The organism is Streptomyces gobitricini, assembly GCF_039532985.1.
Taxonomy (GTDB): domain Bacteria; phylum Actinomycetota; class Actinomycetes; order Streptomycetales; family Streptomycetaceae; genus Streptomyces; species Streptomyces gobitricini.
In genome coordinates this window covers 111,864-127,317 of sequence record NZ_BAAASR010000002.1, presented here as the reverse complement: position 1 = coordinate 127,317, position 15,454 = coordinate 111,864, and the positions used below count along the sequence as shown (strand labels likewise).

13 protein-coding genes are annotated in these 15,454 nt (G+C 72.4%); 4 read left to right on the top strand and 9 right to left on the bottom strand.

The features are described 5' to 3' along the window. Positions 1 to 11: 11 nt before the first annotated feature. The 7 genes from ABD347_RS01525 to ABD347_RS01495 form a co-directional block, all read right to left on the bottom strand. Positions 12 to 1,199, bottom strand: coding sequence for an acyltransferase family protein (locus ABD347_RS01525; RefSeq protein WP_344355436.1), 1,188 nt, complete (start codon positions 1,197 to 1,199; stop codon positions 12 to 14). After that, positions 1,196 to 2,245: an alpha/beta hydrolase gene (locus ABD347_RS01520; protein WP_344355433.1), complete on the bottom strand. Its 1,050-nt coding sequence runs from the start codon at positions 2,243 to 2,245 to the stop codon at positions 1,196 to 1,198. The genes ABD347_RS01525 and ABD347_RS01520 overlap by 4 nt, the downstream gene beginning before the upstream one ends. Positions 2,246 to 2,687: 442 nt before the next feature. Further along, positions 2,688 to 3,365 (bottom strand): response regulator, encoded by a 678-nt coding sequence (locus tag ABD347_RS01515; RefSeq protein ID WP_344355431.1) that lies wholly within the window; start codon positions 3,363 to 3,365, stop codon positions 2,688 to 2,690. Next, the gene (locus ABD347_RS01510) at positions 3,362 to 4,648 is read right to left on the bottom strand and encodes a sensor histidine kinase (RefSeq protein WP_344355428.1); all 1,287 of its coding nucleotides are present in this window, start codon (positions 4,646 to 4,648) and stop codon (positions 3,362 to 3,364) included. Before ABD347_RS01510 ends, ABD347_RS01515 begins: the two co-directional genes overlap by 4 nt. Positions 4,649 to 4,959: 311 nt before the next feature. Beyond that, entirely contained in the window at positions 4,960 to 5,829 is an 870-nt protein-coding gene (locus tag ABD347_RS01505; protein ID WP_344355425.1) for a DUF4429 domain-containing protein, read from the bottom strand. Between the two features lie 85 nt (positions 5,830 to 5,914). Next, positions 5,915 to 7,126, bottom strand: a complete 1,212-nt coding sequence (locus ABD347_RS01500) for an alpha/beta hydrolase (RefSeq protein ID WP_344355422.1) — start codon at positions 7,124 to 7,126, stop codon at positions 5,915 to 5,917. A 263-nt stretch (positions 7,127 to 7,389) separates the two neighbouring features. Next, positions 7,390 to 8,067 carry a TetR/AcrR family transcriptional regulator gene (locus ABD347_RS01495; RefSeq protein WP_344355420.1) on the bottom strand — a complete coding sequence of 226 codons (678 nt, stop codon included), beginning with the start codon at positions 8,065 to 8,067 and terminating at the stop codon, positions 7,390 to 7,392. Between the two features lie 115 nt (positions 8,068 to 8,182). Between ABD347_RS01495 and ABD347_RS01490 the strand changes: the two genes are divergently transcribed. The 3 genes from ABD347_RS01490 (at position 8,183) to ABD347_RS01480 (ending at position 10,685) form a co-directional block, all read left to right on the top strand. Next, entirely contained in the window at positions 8,183 to 9,793 is a 1,611-nt protein-coding gene (locus ABD347_RS01490; RefSeq protein ID WP_344355418.1) for an MFS transporter, read from the top strand. 168 nt (positions 9,794 to 9,961) lie between these two features. Further along, complete coding sequence (locus ABD347_RS01485) at positions 9,962 to 10,357, top strand: peptidase inhibitor family I36 protein (protein WP_344355415.1); 396 nt, start codon at positions 9,962 to 9,964, stop codon at positions 10,355 to 10,357. 19 nt (positions 10,358 to 10,376) lie between these two features. Then, positions 10,377 to 10,685 (top strand): small hydrophobic protein, encoded by a 309-nt coding sequence (locus tag ABD347_RS01480; protein WP_344355414.1) that lies wholly within the window; start codon positions 10,377 to 10,379, stop codon positions 10,683 to 10,685. Positions 10,686 to 10,929: 244 nt separating this feature from the next. Here ABD347_RS01480 and ABD347_RS01475 read toward each other — a convergent pair whose 3' ends face one another. Both ABD347_RS01475 and aceE read right to left on the bottom strand, forming a co-directional pair. Next, on the bottom strand, positions 10,930 to 11,748 hold the full coding sequence (locus ABD347_RS01475; RefSeq protein WP_344355411.1) for a potassium channel family protein: 819 nt from the start codon (positions 11,746 to 11,748) through the stop codon (positions 10,930 to 10,932). A gap of 52 nt (positions 11,749 to 11,800) precedes the next feature. Continuing rightward, positions 11,801 to 14,533, bottom strand: coding sequence for a pyruvate dehydrogenase (acetyl-transferring), homodimeric type (gene aceE / locus ABD347_RS01470; RefSeq protein WP_344355409.1), 2,733 nt, complete (start codon positions 14,531 to 14,533; stop codon positions 11,801 to 11,803). A gap of 451 nt (positions 14,534 to 14,984) precedes the next feature. On the opposite strand from aceE, the gene ABD347_RS01465 reads away from it, so the two are divergent. Beyond that, positions 14,985 to 15,416 carry a DUF3052 domain-containing protein gene (locus ABD347_RS01465; RefSeq protein ID WP_344355407.1) on the top strand — a complete coding sequence of 144 codons (432 nt, stop codon included), beginning with the start codon at positions 14,985 to 14,987 and terminating at the stop codon, positions 15,414 to 15,416. The last annotated feature ends 38 nt before the right edge of the window (positions 15,417 to 15,454 follow it).

Genomic DNA, 15,454 nt, shown 5'->3' with positions numbered 1-15,454 from the left:
CGCCGACACGCCTAGCCCAGCGCGTACACCGCGAAGCCCGCCGCAAGCAGCCCGGCCACCGAGCGGCGGACGGCGGTGGCGTGCGTCCACGGGGTCTCGAAGCCACGCGCGTACCGCCCGATCAGCATCAACAGCCCCGCGAACAGCGGCATCCACGCCAGCCTGGCCAGGATCCAGCCGAGGGTGTCGGGCGCGGTCGTCAGCCCGGTGACCGGTCCGAGGAACGACGCGGGGACGGCGGCGGCCAGCATCGCCGTCTGGTGCCAGCACAGGATCGTCATGGCCGACAGGTTGACGACGACCACCGGCGCCCACAGCGCGGGGCGCCGCAGCAGTCGGCCCAGCCGGTCGCGCAGCAGGATCGCGGCGCCGCTCTGCGCGGCGGCGAGCGCCAGGACCAGCAGTGACGGCGGGTGGGAGTTGGTCCGGGCCTCCCCCGGCACGCCGACCATCGAGGCGGGGTAGTGAAAGACGAGCAGCAGCACCGCGAACAGCACCGCGCCACCGATCAGCAGCGCCCGTGCCTGACGCCCGCCGAGCCGCTTCCCGCCCCAGGAGACGCCCAGTTGGTAGGCGAAGAGCCACCCCGGGAGGATGTTCAGCACGCCCAGCCAGGACGGTACGGCGTCGGCGTACGGGCCGTAGCGGAGGAAGTCCACCACGGCGACGGACGCCACGAGCGGGGCGGCGGCCCACGCGCCGAGCCGGTGGGCGGCACGTACGCAGTACGGGGTCAGGGCGGTGACGACCAGGTACACGCCGGCGAACCACAGGGGCTGGACGACCAGCGTCGATCCGGTGCGCAGGGTGTCGTCCGGGACGCCCAGGGCATCCAGCACGGGAATCAGGACGGCCCAGACGGCGGTGACGCCGAGGACCGGACGGCCGAGCCGGGCGACGCGCCCCTTGAGCCACGCGCGGGTGGAGCCCTCGCGCCTGTCGTACGAGAGGACGGACGCGTACCCGCCGACCAGGAAGAAGATCCCCAGCATCTGCAGCACCCAGCTGACGGGTGCGAAGAACCCGAACGCGGTGAGCGGGCTGGCGTTGTGGATCGCCCCGTCGGCGTCGAGCGTGAAACCACCGAGGAGCCAGTGGCCGGTGGGGACGGCGAGCAGCGCGAGGGCGCGCAGTCCGTCGATGGCGCGGTCGCGGTGGGCGGGGGTCCGGGCTTCGATCTTCCGGGCGAGTGTCTTCATCGGGCTTCTCCCCGGGCGATGGCGGCGAAGGTACGGAGGGACTCGGTGCCCGGCGCGAAGTAGCCGGTGTGGCCCTGGGCGTCGGTGGCGGGTACCGGGCGGGCGCCGAACTCGGGGGAGGCCGGGTCGGCGCCGTGGCCGAGGCCGAGGAACCGGACGTTCGGCACCTTGGAGATCCAGTCGGAGGGGTCCTTGGCGGCCCATACGCGGGCGCCGGTGCCCAGCTCGGCGACGGTGCCGGCGTGCATGCCGGGGGACCCGAGGACCACGAGGTCCCGGGCCCGCAGCCGTGGGGCGGCCAGGCCGCAGACGACGGAGCCGTAGCTGTGGCAGAACACGGCGGGCGCCGGGGCTCCGAGGGCGGCGAGCCCGTCGGTGAGACGGGTCAGCCGTGCGGCACCGGCCTCGGCGAGTCCGCCCGTGGCGGCGTCGAGGCCCACCCCGACGGGCGTGGTGTACCCGGCCCACGCGATGACGGCGGTGCCGGGGGCGGCGGTCCGCAGCTGCCTCGCCATTCCGGCGGGCGTGCCGTAGGGGTCGGTGGGGCGGTCGTACGTACCGGCGTCGATGTCCGACCCCGGTACGACGACGGCGACCCGGCGGCTGCGCGTCAGGTCCCCGTACACCTCGGCGACCTGGCCTCGGCCGCGCGGGTCGAACGCGAGGACCTGCCGCCCGGCGAGGTGCGCGAACCGGGCGTCGCGCCGCAGGACGGTCGCGTTCGCCTCGTAACGGAGGGCGACCGGGGCGCCGTCGAGGTTGCCGACGACGGAGGGGTGCCGGTGTGCGAGGTCCCGCTGCTGGGCCGGGGTGAGCGTGCGGAAGAAGGCGGCGACGTCACGGGGCGTCGCGCTCGCGGGGTCGGGCAGGGCCCGCCCCAGGGAGGTGTCGGCCCGCCACGCCTGGCTGCCCGGCGGCGGACCGGTCACGGGCCGTTGCCCGTTCCCGGTGGCCCAGCCGGTGGTGCCCGCGACGACGGCGGTCGTGAGCGCGAGGGCCGTGAGGGTCCTCTTCCAGCGGCTCCGCCGGTTCGGGCGCCGGTACACACCGGAGCTGCTCGTACCGCCGCCGCGACGGGTGCTGCCCTTGCCGCCGCCGCGACCGGTGCTCGCGGCACCACTCGCACGCCGGGCACTGCCGGTACGACCGTCGCCGTCGCCGGCACGGTCGGCACGACCGGTACCGCCGACGCCGCCGGTATCGCCTGCACCACCCGCACGGCCAAGACGACCGGCACGACCGGCAATGTCTGCTCCACCCGCGATGTCTGCCCCACCCGCGCTGTCGGCGCGGCCGGCGCTCGCGGCGCCGCGGCGGCTCGCGGCTCCACCGGGGTTCTTCTCGCGGTTCTTCCAGCGGCGCATGACACCCCCCTCGTCTTCCTTCGTCCTGTGCGGCGAGAGGAAGGTAGGAGGACGGCCTGTGACGGCACGTCACCCCGTGGAGCCAACCGCGGGGTGATACCCCGGTAGGGGGCGGGGGAGATACCTACGCGTCGCCCGGGCTGACCACACCCGACTCGTACGCGAAGATCACCGCCTGCGCCCGGTCGCGGAGGTCCAGCTTCGACAGCACCCGGCCGATGTGGGTCTTCACCGTCTGCTCGGCGAGTACCAGATGGCCGGCGATCTCCTGGTTCGACAGGCCCCGGGCGATCAGCTCCAGGACTTCCGTCTCGCGGGGCGTCAGACCGCGCAGGCGCAGCGAGCGGTCCCTGCGCGGGGCCGGGCGGGAGGCGGCGAAGTCGGCGATCAGGCGGCGCGTCACGGACGGGGCCAGCAGCGCCTCCCCCGCCGCCACCACCCGCACGGCGGCGATCAGGTCCGCGGGCGGGGCGTCCTTCAGGAGGAACCCGGAAGCACCGGCGCGCAGCGCCTCGTACACGTAGTCGTCCACGTCGAAGGTGGTCAGCATCAGCACCTTCGGCCGGTGCACGACCCCCGGCGGCGGCGACAGGATCTCGCGGGCGGCCGCGAGTCCGTCCATCTCGGGCATCCGGACGTCCATGAGCACCACGTCGGGATGCGTGGAGCGGGCCACCGAGACCCCTGCCCGACCGTCCGGCGCCTCGCCCACCACGTCGATGTCCGGCTGCGCCGCCAGCAGGGCGGCGAACCCCGCGCGCACCATGGCCTGGTCGTCGACGATGATCACGCGGATGGTCACGCGGGTTCCTCCGTGTCGGCGGCGAGGGGAAGGCGGGCCGCGACGCGGAAGCCGCCGTCCGGCAGGGGCCCGGTGTCGAGGGTGCCGCCGGTCAACCGTACGCGCTCCCGCATACCGACCAGGCCGTGCCCCGTGCCGGACGCCTCCAGGGGTGAACCGACGGCGTCCGGGGGGCCGTTGACGATCACCAGCGTCAGCCGGCCGCCGTCCGCCGACACCGACACCCGCGTCGGCGCGCCCGGCGCGTGCCGCACCACGTTCGCGAGCGCCTCCTGCACGATCCGGTACGCGGACAGGTCCACCGCCTGCGGTACGGGGCCCAGCTCGGCCGGCATCGACAGCTCGGCCGGCACCCCCGCCCGTACCGTGGCCTCCACCAGCTGCTGCACCCGCACCAGGCCCGGTTGCGGCGCCCGCTCGCCCTCCGCTCCCTCGCTGCGCAGCACCGCCAGCAACCGCCGCATCTCGGTGAGGGACTCCCGCGCCGACGACGCGATCGTGGAGAACTCCTCGCGCGCCGCCTCCGGCAGCCCCTCGATCCGGTACGGCGCCGAGTCCGCCTGCACCGTGATCACCGACATGTGGTGGGCCACCACGTCGTGCAACTCCCTTGCGATCCGGGCGCGTTCCTCCAGCAGCGTGCGCCGGGCGCGCTCGGCCTCGCTGATCGTCTCCTGCTCCATCAGCCGCCGCTGAGCGTCCCCGCGCTCCCGGAGGGACCCGGTGAGCAGCAGCACGGCCCCACTCAGGATGAACAGCAACAGGTGGATGCCGTCGCTGCGGTCCTGCGAGAGCAGCTCGAAGGCGAACCCCGCCGCACCCGTGGCCAGCCACACCACCAGCAGCGTCCGGCGCGGCTCGCGCAGCCCCACGGCCACCATCAGCGGCAGGTAGCCGACCACGATCATGGGCGTCCACGGCCACGACCTTCCGGCCACGCCGTCGGCGCCGAGCAGGAACAGCGCGCCCAGCACGTCGGCGGCCATGACGATCAGCCACGCTTGCAGCGGCCGCGCCACGGCGAGCAGCAACGGCGCGGTCTGGGCGGTCGCCAGAGCCCCGGCGACCGCCCCGTTCACCCGGTAGTCGTTGACGAGCACGGAGACGGTGACCGGCAGGAGCGAGGCGACGAACACGAAGGCGACGCCGTACGGCAGCCGCCGCAGCCACGGCGAGGCCGCCCGGGCGAGCAGCGGGGTCCCGCCCTCGGCCGGTGTCGCGACGGCGAGCCCCACCGCGTGGACGGAGGCACGCAACCGGGCGAGCGGGGTAGTGGTACGCATGACCTGCCAGCCTAGGCACCGGGCGCCGCGCCCACGTCATACCGAGGTGCCGGCTCCGTCCTCGTACCTCGGTACGACACCGGGACCTCCGAGCAGACCGGCGCCGGGGCGCCGGGCGCCGGAACCGGTGCCGCGCGGGGGAGCGAGGCGGAGACCGAACGCCGCCGCCGATGTCACGCGCCGGGCGCCGACGCCGCGCCCCGGGTTGACGCTCTGCGCCGACGCCGCGCGCCGGGATCGACGCCCTGCGCCGGGGCTGACGGCGCCGGGGCCGGCGCCGCGCGCTCCGGCCGGGTGGCCCCGCCGGAGGGTCACAGCTCCGCGAGCAGCTGCGCCTTCTTCGCCGCGAACTCCTCGTCCGTCACCAGGCCGGCCTGGTACAGCTCGCCCAGGTGACGTATCCGCTCCGCGATCACCGCCGGGTCCCGTCCGGCCAGCGCCGCGGCGTGCACCGGGACGGGCGCCGTCGCACCCGCGACCCGTACCGCCGCGAGGACCGCGGCCGCGAACGGCAGCGACTCGTGCACCGGCCCGTACCCGAGCCCGAAGACGACCGCCGCCGGGTCCTGGTCCGCCTGCGCGGGCTGGACGTCCCCGGCGTGGCCGCGCCGCAGCAGCCGCAGGTAGCCGTCGAACACGTCGGGCGAGCGCCACTCGACACCGCTCAGCTCCCGGACGGGGAACGTCTGGTCACCGGCCTTCCACTTGGCCGACGAGGCACCGGTCCAGAACCAGCGGAACGCCACCTGGCTGCCGTCGAAGGTCGCCTTGCCGTCGTACGCCTTGAACTGCAGCGGCGCCTCGGGGGCGGTGACCAGGAACCGGTCGGCGGGCTCCCCGGCCTCGGGGCCCAGCCGCGCCCGCAGCTCGTCCGCGTAGTACTCGGCGAGGGTCTCGCTGTCGGCGGGCAGCACCAGCCGGTAGGGGTCGCAGGCGTCCTTGAGCTGACCCGCGGCCGCCTCCATCAGTGGATCGGCGCCCGCTCTCGGCGCCGCGTGCAGCACGACCGTGCCGCGTCTTCCCGGGGAGAGGGTCACCGACGCCAGCGCTTCGTGCGGGACACGTCGCTCGCGCAGCGCCTGGTAGAGCTTCGGTGCGCGGATCCCCCGTTCGAAGCGGATGAGCACGGCGTCCGGTTCGAACTCCCAGGTGGCATGAATTCCGGCCAGCACATCACCCATGCGCCTCATCGTATGCGGCGCGCGCCCGCGCGTCGCCCCCGGAGACTTACGAGCTCGGTCGGCGCTCCGCGGACCTCTACGCGCGTCAGAGGGAGCTCGCGCCGGAGATTCCGCTGCGGCAGGCCTCCTGGCCGCCCGCGCAGCTCAGGGAACGATACGAGCCGACGCCTATCCCGGCGAAGTTGCGGAGGCTCTCGGTGCCTGGCTCGAAGTACCCGGCGTGCCCCGCCGCGCCCGTCGCGGACAGTACCCGCGCCCCGAACTCGGGGGCCACCGGGTCGGCGCCGTGGCCCAGCCCGCCGACGTCCAGGTAGGGCACCTCGGCGATCCAGTCGTCGGCGTCGCGCATGGCCCAGACGCGGGCGCCGGTGCCGAGCCCGGCGGCGCTCTCGGCCCGCATCCCGGGACTCCCGGCCACCGCGACGTCGGCCACCCGGGCGGGGAGCCGGCGGGCCGCGACGCCGCAGACCACGGAGCCGTAGCTGTGGCAGAACAGCGCCACCCGGGAGTCGCCGGGCAGCGCGGAGGTGAGGCTGACGAGCCGGGCCGCCCCCGTCTCGGCGAGCCTGCCGATGGCCGCGTCCATGCCGACGCCGGCGGGTGCCGTGTAGTCGGCCCAGGCGATGACGGCGGTACGGGTGCGGGGCGCGGCGGCGCGTTCGGCGGCGTACAGGGATTCGGCCATTCCCACGGGCGCCGAGTACTTCCGGGCCGTCCTCTGGAACGTCAGCAGGGTGGTGTCGACTCCCGGCACGACCACCGAGACGTGCCGCGCCCGGTCGAGGTCGCCGAAGACCTCGGCGACGCGGCCCTTGCCGGACGGGTCGAAGGCGAGGATCTGCCGCCCCTCGCGCATCAGGGAGGCGAGCCGGTGCGTGCGGCGGACGGCCTCGCGGTGGCCGTCGGGCGACAGCCGCCCGTCGTCCACCCGCGCCCGCTCGGCGTCCAGCGCGGCACGCAGGGAGAACCGGTTCGCGCGGTAGCGGAGGGTGACGGGAGCGCCGTCGAGGTTGCCGACGACGAGCGGGTGCTCGGCGGCGAGCCGGTCGCGCTGACGCGGGGTCAGGGAACCGAAGAACGCGGCCAGCTCGGTCGGCGGCGCCGTGGGGTCGGGCAGCTCCCGCGTCCCGATCCGGCCGTCCCGCCACGCGGCGAGCGCGGCCTCGCGTGCCTGCTCAGGGCCGCGTTGGTGGCGGATGGCGGTCCAGCCGGTGGTCGTGAGGAGGACGAAGACCACGGCGAGGGCGAGCAGCGCGCGCCACACCTGGTGCGTGGGGGAGGAGTTGAGAGAAGTCACTGCGGGACACCCTAGGAGACCCGCGAGGGACCCCGCGACGAGGGTGATGCACATCACGCGTGAAGACGGCTCATTGGGGAAGGGCGGTCACGCCCCGTACACACCCCGCCGCGCCCCCCGGCACGCGCCCGAGGGGTCGTGCACGGCGGTACCGGACGCGGGCGCGCTGACGCGGCCCGGCCCGGCCGGAACGGCGACGGGACCGGGTGCGACCGGCGCGACCCGTGGCGGGGGTCGGGGGCGGGGGCGGGGGCGGGGGCGGGTCAGGCGCGGGTGCCGCGCCAGTCGGCGGCGAGCGCGGGGCGGAGGTGGTCCAGGTAGGCCTCGGTGAGGGCGCGGATCGCCTCCAGGGACGGGTCCTCGCCCCGCCCCCACAGCTGGCCGGTCATCCGCATGACTCCGCTGAACGCCGCGACGGCCACCCGCGGGCGCGGGTCGGCGTCCACGTCCAGGCCCTCGCGGTCGGCGATCAGCCGGGCGATGTTCTCCTCCATCTCGATGGAGCGCCGAAGGTGCACGGCGAGCAGCGCGGGCGTCGATTCGATCACCTGGGACGTGCGGAGGTAGAGCTCGATGGGGACGACCTCCATGATCGCCTCGCCGATGGTGTCCCACGCGGAGAGGACGGCGTTGCGCATCGCCTCCAACGGTGCTTCGTGGGCGGGCCGTTCCTGAAGAGCGCTGACGAAGTGCCGTTCCACCATCTGCTGGACCGCGAAGGCGGCATCTTCCTTGCTGGCGAAGTACCGGAAGAAGGTGCGCTGCGACACGTCGACGGCGTCGACGATCTCGTCGACCGTCGTCTCCTCGTACCCCCGGGTCGTGAAGAGCTCCAGCGCGGCGCGGAGCAGGGCGTCACGGGTGCGCTGCTTCTTGCGTTCGCGCAGTCCGGCCGGTGCCGGCGTCGGCGTCCGGCGTGCGGTCGGCTGCTCGGCCGTCACTTCATGGTCCTCTTTCTGCCATTTCCGGTTGCTCAGGCTACCTGTGAGGGACGCGACAGTTACCGGCGTATGAAATGCTTTGTCAAGTGTCAGCGACTGACACTAACCTCGCGGTATGACTAGTCAGACCACCATCGAGAAGTCGCCGCCGGGCCAGGACCCCGTGCCGGCCCCGGCCAAAGGGCTGCGCGGCCACCCTTGGCTGACGCTGTTCGCCGTGGCGGTCGGCGTGATGATGGTCGCGCTCGACGGCACCATCGTCGCGATCGCCAACCCGGCGATCCAGCGGGATCTCGGCGCGTCACTCGCCGACGTCCAGTGGATCACCAACGGCTATCTGCTCGCCCTCGCCGTCGCGCTGATCACGGCCGGCAAGCTCGGTGACCGTTTCGGCCACCGCCAGACGTTCCTCATAGGCATCGCGGGCTTCGCCGCCGCCTCCGCCGCGATCGGCATGTCGGACTCGATCACCCTGGTGATCGCCTTCCGCGTGTTGCAGGGCCTGTTCGGCGCGCTGCTGATGCCGGCCGCCCTGGGCCTGCTGCGCGCCACCTTCCCGGCCGAGAAGCTGAACATGGCGATCGGCATCTGGGGCATGGTCATCGGCGCCTCCACGGCGGGTGGGCCGATCCTCGGCGGCGTACTCGTCGAGCACGTCAGCTGGCAGTCGGTGTTCTTCATCAACGTGCCGGTCGGTGTGCTCGCACTCGTCATGGGCCTGGTGATCCTGAAGGACCACCGCGCGAAGAACGCGCCCCGTTCGTTCGACGTGTTCGGCATCGTGCTCCTGTCGGCCGCCATGGCGTCCCTGATCTGGGGCATCATCAAGGCCGGAGAGAGCTGGGGCTGGGGCAGTGCCAGCACCTGGGCCTTCCTCGGCGGCGCGGTCGTCCTCTTCGCGGTCTTCGCCGTCTGGGAGACCAAGGTTTCGGAACCGCTCATTCCGCTGGGCATGTTCCGCTCCGTACCGCTCTCCGCGGGTACCGTCCTCATGGTCCTGATGGCCTTCGCCTTCATGGGCGGGCTCTTCTTCGTCACCTTCTACCTGCAGGGCGTCAAGGGGCTCAGCCCGGTCGACAGCGGTCTGCACCTGCTGCCTCTGACGGCCATGATGATCGTCTCCTCGCCGCTGGCGGGTGCGCTCATCACCAAGTTCGGACCGCGCGTCCCGCTGGTGGGCGGGATGACCTGCACGGCGATCGCCATGTTCGGCATGATCAGCCTGACCGAGGGCACCGGCACGCTGGCGATGTCCCTCTGGTTCGGCCTCCTCGGCCTGGGCCTCGCCCCCGTGATGGTGGGGGCCACCGAGGTCATCGTCGGCAACGCCCCGCTGGAGCTCTCCGGCGTGGCCGGCGGCCTCCAGCAGGCCGCGATGCAGGTCGGCGGCGCGCTCGGTACGGCCGTACTGGGCGCGGTGATGTCCTCCAAGGTGAGCTCGGACTTCGCGGGCAACTGGAAGGACGCCGGGATCCCGGTCCCGGCCGACCCGCGGCTGGAGCAGGCGGCGGAGTTCGGCATGGTTCCGGCGGAACTGGCGAAGGCGCCCGGTATGACGCCGGACCTGGTGTCGAAGATCGGTGGTGTCATCCACGACACGTTCCTGTCCGGGATGGGCCTGGCCTTCATGGTCGCGGGCATCGTGGCGGTCGTCGCGGCGCTGGTGGCCACGCTGACCAAGCGCGGCGTGAACGCGGACGCCGGTGTCGGCGGCGCCCACATCTGACGCGTGCCCGGCGGAAGGACGGGGCCCGGCGGTCGCGACCGCCGGGCCCCGCTCGTTGTGCCGCGTCACCCGTGCGGGTGGATCACCCCCGGAAACCTTCCGCAGAGAGTCACGCAGCGTCACGATGGACGGGCGTGATCGTCACGCCGACGCACCACGGGGGTCCTCATGCGCTGTACGACCGTCCTCACCACCGTCCTCACCACCGCTCTCGCCGCAGGGGCACTCGCCGCCGGTGCGCTCGGGGGCGCCGTCCCCGTGGCCGCGGCGGCTCCGCCCCGCCTCGGGCCCTGCGACGCGGGGCAGTTGTGCCTGTGGGCGAAGGAGGGGTTCAGGGGCACCAGGCAGACTCATGAGCTGACCGACGTCGACATCGAGGCATGCGTCCCCCTGCCCGCCGGGGCGACGTCCGCCGCACTGGCCAACCGCACCGGACGGCCCGTCACCACCTACCAGTCCGCCGAGTGCGCCGAGACCGGCGAGTTCGAGACGTATCCGGGTGGCGGCACGTGGGTTCCCCAATCGCCTTACCAGGTAAGGGCCTTCAAGGTGTGGGAGACGTGACTCGGGGCACCCGGGGGCCATGGGCAGCTTCGGGTACACCTCGCGCTCGCGCAGGAGCCCCCGCTCACGCGGCCGGATGTGGTCGCGGACCGGGCCGGATCGCGCGACGCTCGGAATCGCCGGACTGGTCTGCGCGGTCGCCGGATTCTTCGTACTGGGCATCATCCTGGGCCCGGTGGCGATCGTCTGCGGCTGGCTCGGCATGGGCCGGCGCTGGGCGAGCGATCGCCTCCCGGCGCTGGTCGCGTTCGTCCTCGGGGCGATCGACACCGTCCTGGCCCTCGTCCGGCTGGCCAGTGTCGGCACCCTGGGTGACGGCACGCTCTAGACGTACCCGTACGGCAGCCCACGCGTGCATCGGGGCAGGGGCTCTACCCCCTGCCCCCGCGTGCCTGTCCCTCGCGCGTGCCCGCCGCCCCGCGTGTCTTCCCCGGTGTGCCTGCCGCCCGCGAGCCGGCACGGTGCCCCCCAGCCGTCGCGCCGCTGCCGACGCCTGCGTGGCCGACATGCGGGCCCCGCCATGGCTGGAGCGGCCCACGCATTCGTCCCGCGCCCGCGTCGCACCTGGAGTCCTAGCCGGTCCTCTCCGTGGCGGGCCTGCCCGTGGCGGCCCGATCCGTGGCGGTCCGGGCAGACGCCACGGGCACGGCCGGCGGGGTGGGCCGGGCGGCACCGGCCGGGGCGTTGCCCGACAGCCGGGCGACCTCCGTCCGGAGCTCCCTGACCTCCCGGGCCAGCTCCTCCAGCAGGGCGCTCTGGCGGCGCTCCTGCTCGTCGTCCCGTTCGAAGCGGGAGATGAACCACGCCGCGATGTTCGCGGTCACCACACCCAGCAGCGCGATGCCGGAGAGCATCAGGCCCACGGCGAGGAGCCGCCCCAGCCCGGTGGTCGGCGCGTGGTCCCCGTACCCGACGGTCGTCATCGTCGTGAACGACCACCAGACCGCGTCCCCCAGCGTCTTGATGTTCCCGCCGGGGGCGTCGCGCTCCACGTGCAGCACCGCGAGCGAGCCGAACATCAGCAGGCCCACCACCGAACCGGCCACATGCGTGGTGAGCCTGATCTGCGACGCCATCCGGGCCCTTCGGCCCACCAGGAGCAGCGTCGAGAGCAGGCGCAGCAGCCGCAGCGGCTGGACCAGCGGCAGCAGCACCGCCAGCAGGTCCAGCGGATGGCTGCGCACGAAGTGCCACCGCGACGGAGCCAGCACCAGCCGCACCGTGTAGTCGACGGCGAAAGCACCCCAGACCACCCACTCCACGGCCGAGCACAGCGTGTGCACCCACGGGTCGGCGTCGGGCGCGACGATCGGCACCGCGTACGCGAGGCCGAAGGCCAGGGCGAGAGCGATGAGCGGCGTCTGGGTATGAGCTTCCCAGCGTTCATTCATGCCGGGAATGGTAGGCGGGTGCGGGGGGCCGGAGCCCCCCGCGTGACCGGCGTTACGCGTCGCCGCCCGCGGCGCCCGGGTCGGCCGCCGACACGTCCAGCAGCTGGTAGCGGTCCACGGCCTGCTTCAGCACTGAACGGTCCATCTTGCCCTCCCGGGCCAGCTCCGTCAGCACCGCCAGCACGATCGACTCGGCGTCGATGTGGAAGTACCGCCGGGCCGCGCCACGGGTGTCCGCGAAACCGAAGCCGTCCGCGCCCAGGGAGCTGTACGTTCCCGGGACCCAGCGCGCGATCTGGTCGGGGACCGACCGCATCCAGTCGGAGACCGCCACGAACGGGCCCTCCGCGCCGGACAGCTTCCGCGTCACATATGGGACCTGCTGTTCCTCCTCCGGGTGGAGCAGGTTGTGCTCGTCCACCGTCACGGCCTCGCGGCGGAGCTCGTTCCACGAGGTGGCCGACCACACGTCGGCGCGTACGTTCCACTCCTCGGCCAGGATCCGCTGCGCCTCCAGCGCCCACGGCACCGCCACACCGGACGCCATGATCTGCGCCGGGATCGCTCCCGCCCGGCCGGTGCTGAAGCGGTAGAGGCCCTTGAGGATGCCGTCCACGTCGACGTCCGCCGGCTCGGCCGGGTGCTGGATCGGCTCGTTGTAGACGGTCAGGTAGTAGAAGACGTCCTCGGCGTTCTCGCCGTACATCCGGCGCAGACCGTCCTTGACGATGTGGGCGATCTCGAAACCGAAGGCCGGGTCGTACGCGACGCAGGCCGGGTTCGTCGAGGCGAGCAGCTGCGAGTGGCCGTCCGCGTGCTGCAGACCCTCACCGGTCAGCGTCGTACGCCCGGCGGTCGCGCCCAGGACGAAACCGCGCGACAGCTGGTCGGCCATCTGCCAGAACTGGTCGCCGGTCCGCTGGAAACCGAACATCGAATAGAAGACGTACACCGGGATCAGCGGCTCGCCGTGCGTGGCGTACGCCGACCCGGCCGCGATCAGCGACGCCGTGCAGCCGGCCTCCGAGATGCCGTCGTGCAGCATCTGGCCGGTCGGGGACTCCTTGTAGGCGAGCAGCAGCTCGCGGTCCACGGCCTCGTACTGCTGACCCAGCGGGTTGTAGATCTTGGCGCTCGGGAAGAACGAGTCCATACCGAAGGTGCGGTACTCGTCCGGTGCGATCAGCACGAACCGCTTGCCGATCTCCTTGTCCCGCATCAGGTCCTTCAGCAGCCGCACGAACGCCATCGTCGTGGCGATCGACTGCTGTCCCGAACCCTTCTTGACCGCCTCGTACGTCCTGTCCTCCGGCAGCTCCAGGGGCTTCGCCCGCACGACACGGGTCGGGACGTACCCGCCCAGCGCCTTGCGGCGGTCGTGCATGTACTGGATCTCCTCCGAGTCCCGGCCCGGGTGGTAGTAGGGCGGGACGCCGCTCTCCAGCTGCTGGTCGGTGACCGGGATGTGCAGCCGGTCGCGGAAGCGCTTCAGGTCGTCGACCGTCAGCTTCTTCATCTGGTGCGTCGCGTTGCGGCCCTCGAAGTTCGGACCGAGCGTCCAGCCCTTGACCGTCTGCGCGAGGATCACGGTCGGCTGGCCCGTGTGCTCCACGGCCGCCTTGTACGCCGCGAAGATCTTCTTGTGGTCGTGACCGCCACGGCCCAGGTGCAGGATCTGGTCGTCGCTCATGCCCTCGACCATGGCGCGCAGCCGGTGGTCGTCACCGAAGAAGTGCTCACGGATGTACGCGCCGGTCTCCGTCGCGTACGTCTGGAACTGTCCGTCGGGCGTGGTGTTCAGCTTGTTGACCAGGATGCCGTCGCGGTCCTGCGCCAGCAGCGGGTCCCAGGAACGGTCCCACACCAGCTTGATCACGTTCCAGCCGGCGCCGCGGAACTGCGACTCCAGCTCCTGGATGATCTTCCCGTTGCCGCGCACCGGGCCGTCGAGCCGCTGGAGGTTGCAGTTGACGACGAACGTCAGGTTGTCGAGGCCTTCGCGTGCCGCGATCGACAGCTGGCCCAGCGACTCCGGCTCGTCCATCTCGCCGTCGCCGAGGAACGCCCACACGTGCGACTTGGAGGTGTCCGCGATGCCGCGCGCCTCCATGTAGCGGTTCATGCGCGCCTGGTAGATGGCCCCGATGGGGCCGAGGCCCATGGAGACGGTCGGGAACTCCCAGAAGTCCGGCATCAGCCGCGGGTGCGGATACGACGACAGCCCGTTGGGGAACTTCGACTTCTCCTGGCGGAACCCGTCGAGCTGCGCCTCGGTCAGCCGGTCCAGGAGGAACGCGCGGGCGTAGACACCGGGCGACGCGTGGCCCTGGAAGAAGATCTGGTCGCCGCCGTCGCCCTCGTCCTTGCCGCGGAAGAAGTGGTTGAAGCCCACGTCGTAGAGGGACGCGGAGGAGGCGAACGTGGCGATGTGGCCGCCGACGCCGATACCGGGGCGCTGCGCGCGCGACACCATCACGGCGGCGTTCCATCGCGTGGCGTTGAGGACCTTGCGCTCGATCTCCTCGTTGCCGGGGAAGAAGGGCTCATCCCTGGTGGCGATGGTGTTCACGTAGTCCGTGCTGCGCATCTCGGGCACGGCCACGCGCTTCTCGCGGGCCCGCTCGATCAGGCGGAGCATCAGGTAACGGGCCCGCTCGCGGCCGCGCTCGTCCACGGCGGCGTCGAGGGAGTCGAGCCATTCCTGGGTCTCTTCGGGATCGAAATCCGGGACCTGGCTGGGAAGGCCGCCAATGATGATCGGGTTGCGATCGGATCCGGAAGCCACGCTGTTCCTTCTGGTCGGTGGAGCCTACGGGGACTGGAGTGTCAGCTGTGCGGTCGCGCCGCCACCATCGTGTACCCCATGGGCGTAAACGTCATCTTTACCGAGGGGTAACCCCCACGGGTCGCCGTGTCCGGGCCGCGGTCACCGGAAGGCGCTGGTCAAATCGCAACCTTACGCCCAACCCGGCCATGTGTTCCGTTCGGTCGTTCGGCCCCTGTGGGCGCACGGAAGGAGTAGAAGCGAATAAAGTGGGTCAAGAGCCGTGGTGTGTATCACGGGCGAGGGTGGGAAGGTGCCTGGAGTTGCGGCGAGACGGCCCCAAAAGTCACCGTTTCGGCGGTCTCGATCGCCGGGTACTTGCGCGATCCGCCCCGCACGTGTGGACTACGCCCAATGCCACGCGTACGCGCGCGGCCGAAGCACTTCCCAAAAAACGATCAGGAGGCAAGCCGTGAGCGCGACCGCGGACCACGCGGAGGAGCGGACCAACCTGGCGGCAAAGCTGGGGTTCGAGCCCGGACAGGTGGTCCAGGAGATCGGCTACGACGACGACGTCGAGCAGGAGCTCCGTGAAGGCATCGAGGCCATCATCGGCCAGGACCTCGTCGACGAGGACTACGACGACGTCGCCGACGTCGTACTGCTGTGGTTCCGAGACGACGACGGCGACCTCACGGACGCGCTGGTCGACGCCATCGGTCTGATCGACGAGGGTGGGCAGATCTGGCTCATGACGCCCAAGACCGGCCGTGACGGTTACATCGAGCCCAGCGACATCAACGAGGCCGCCCAGACGGCGGGCCTCTCCCAGACCCGGAGCATCAGCGCCGGCAAGGACTGGACCGGCAGCCGCCTGGTGACCCCGAAGACCGCCAAGCGCTGAGTCGCTCCCCAACCGTCCACAGCCACAGGGCCCCCGCC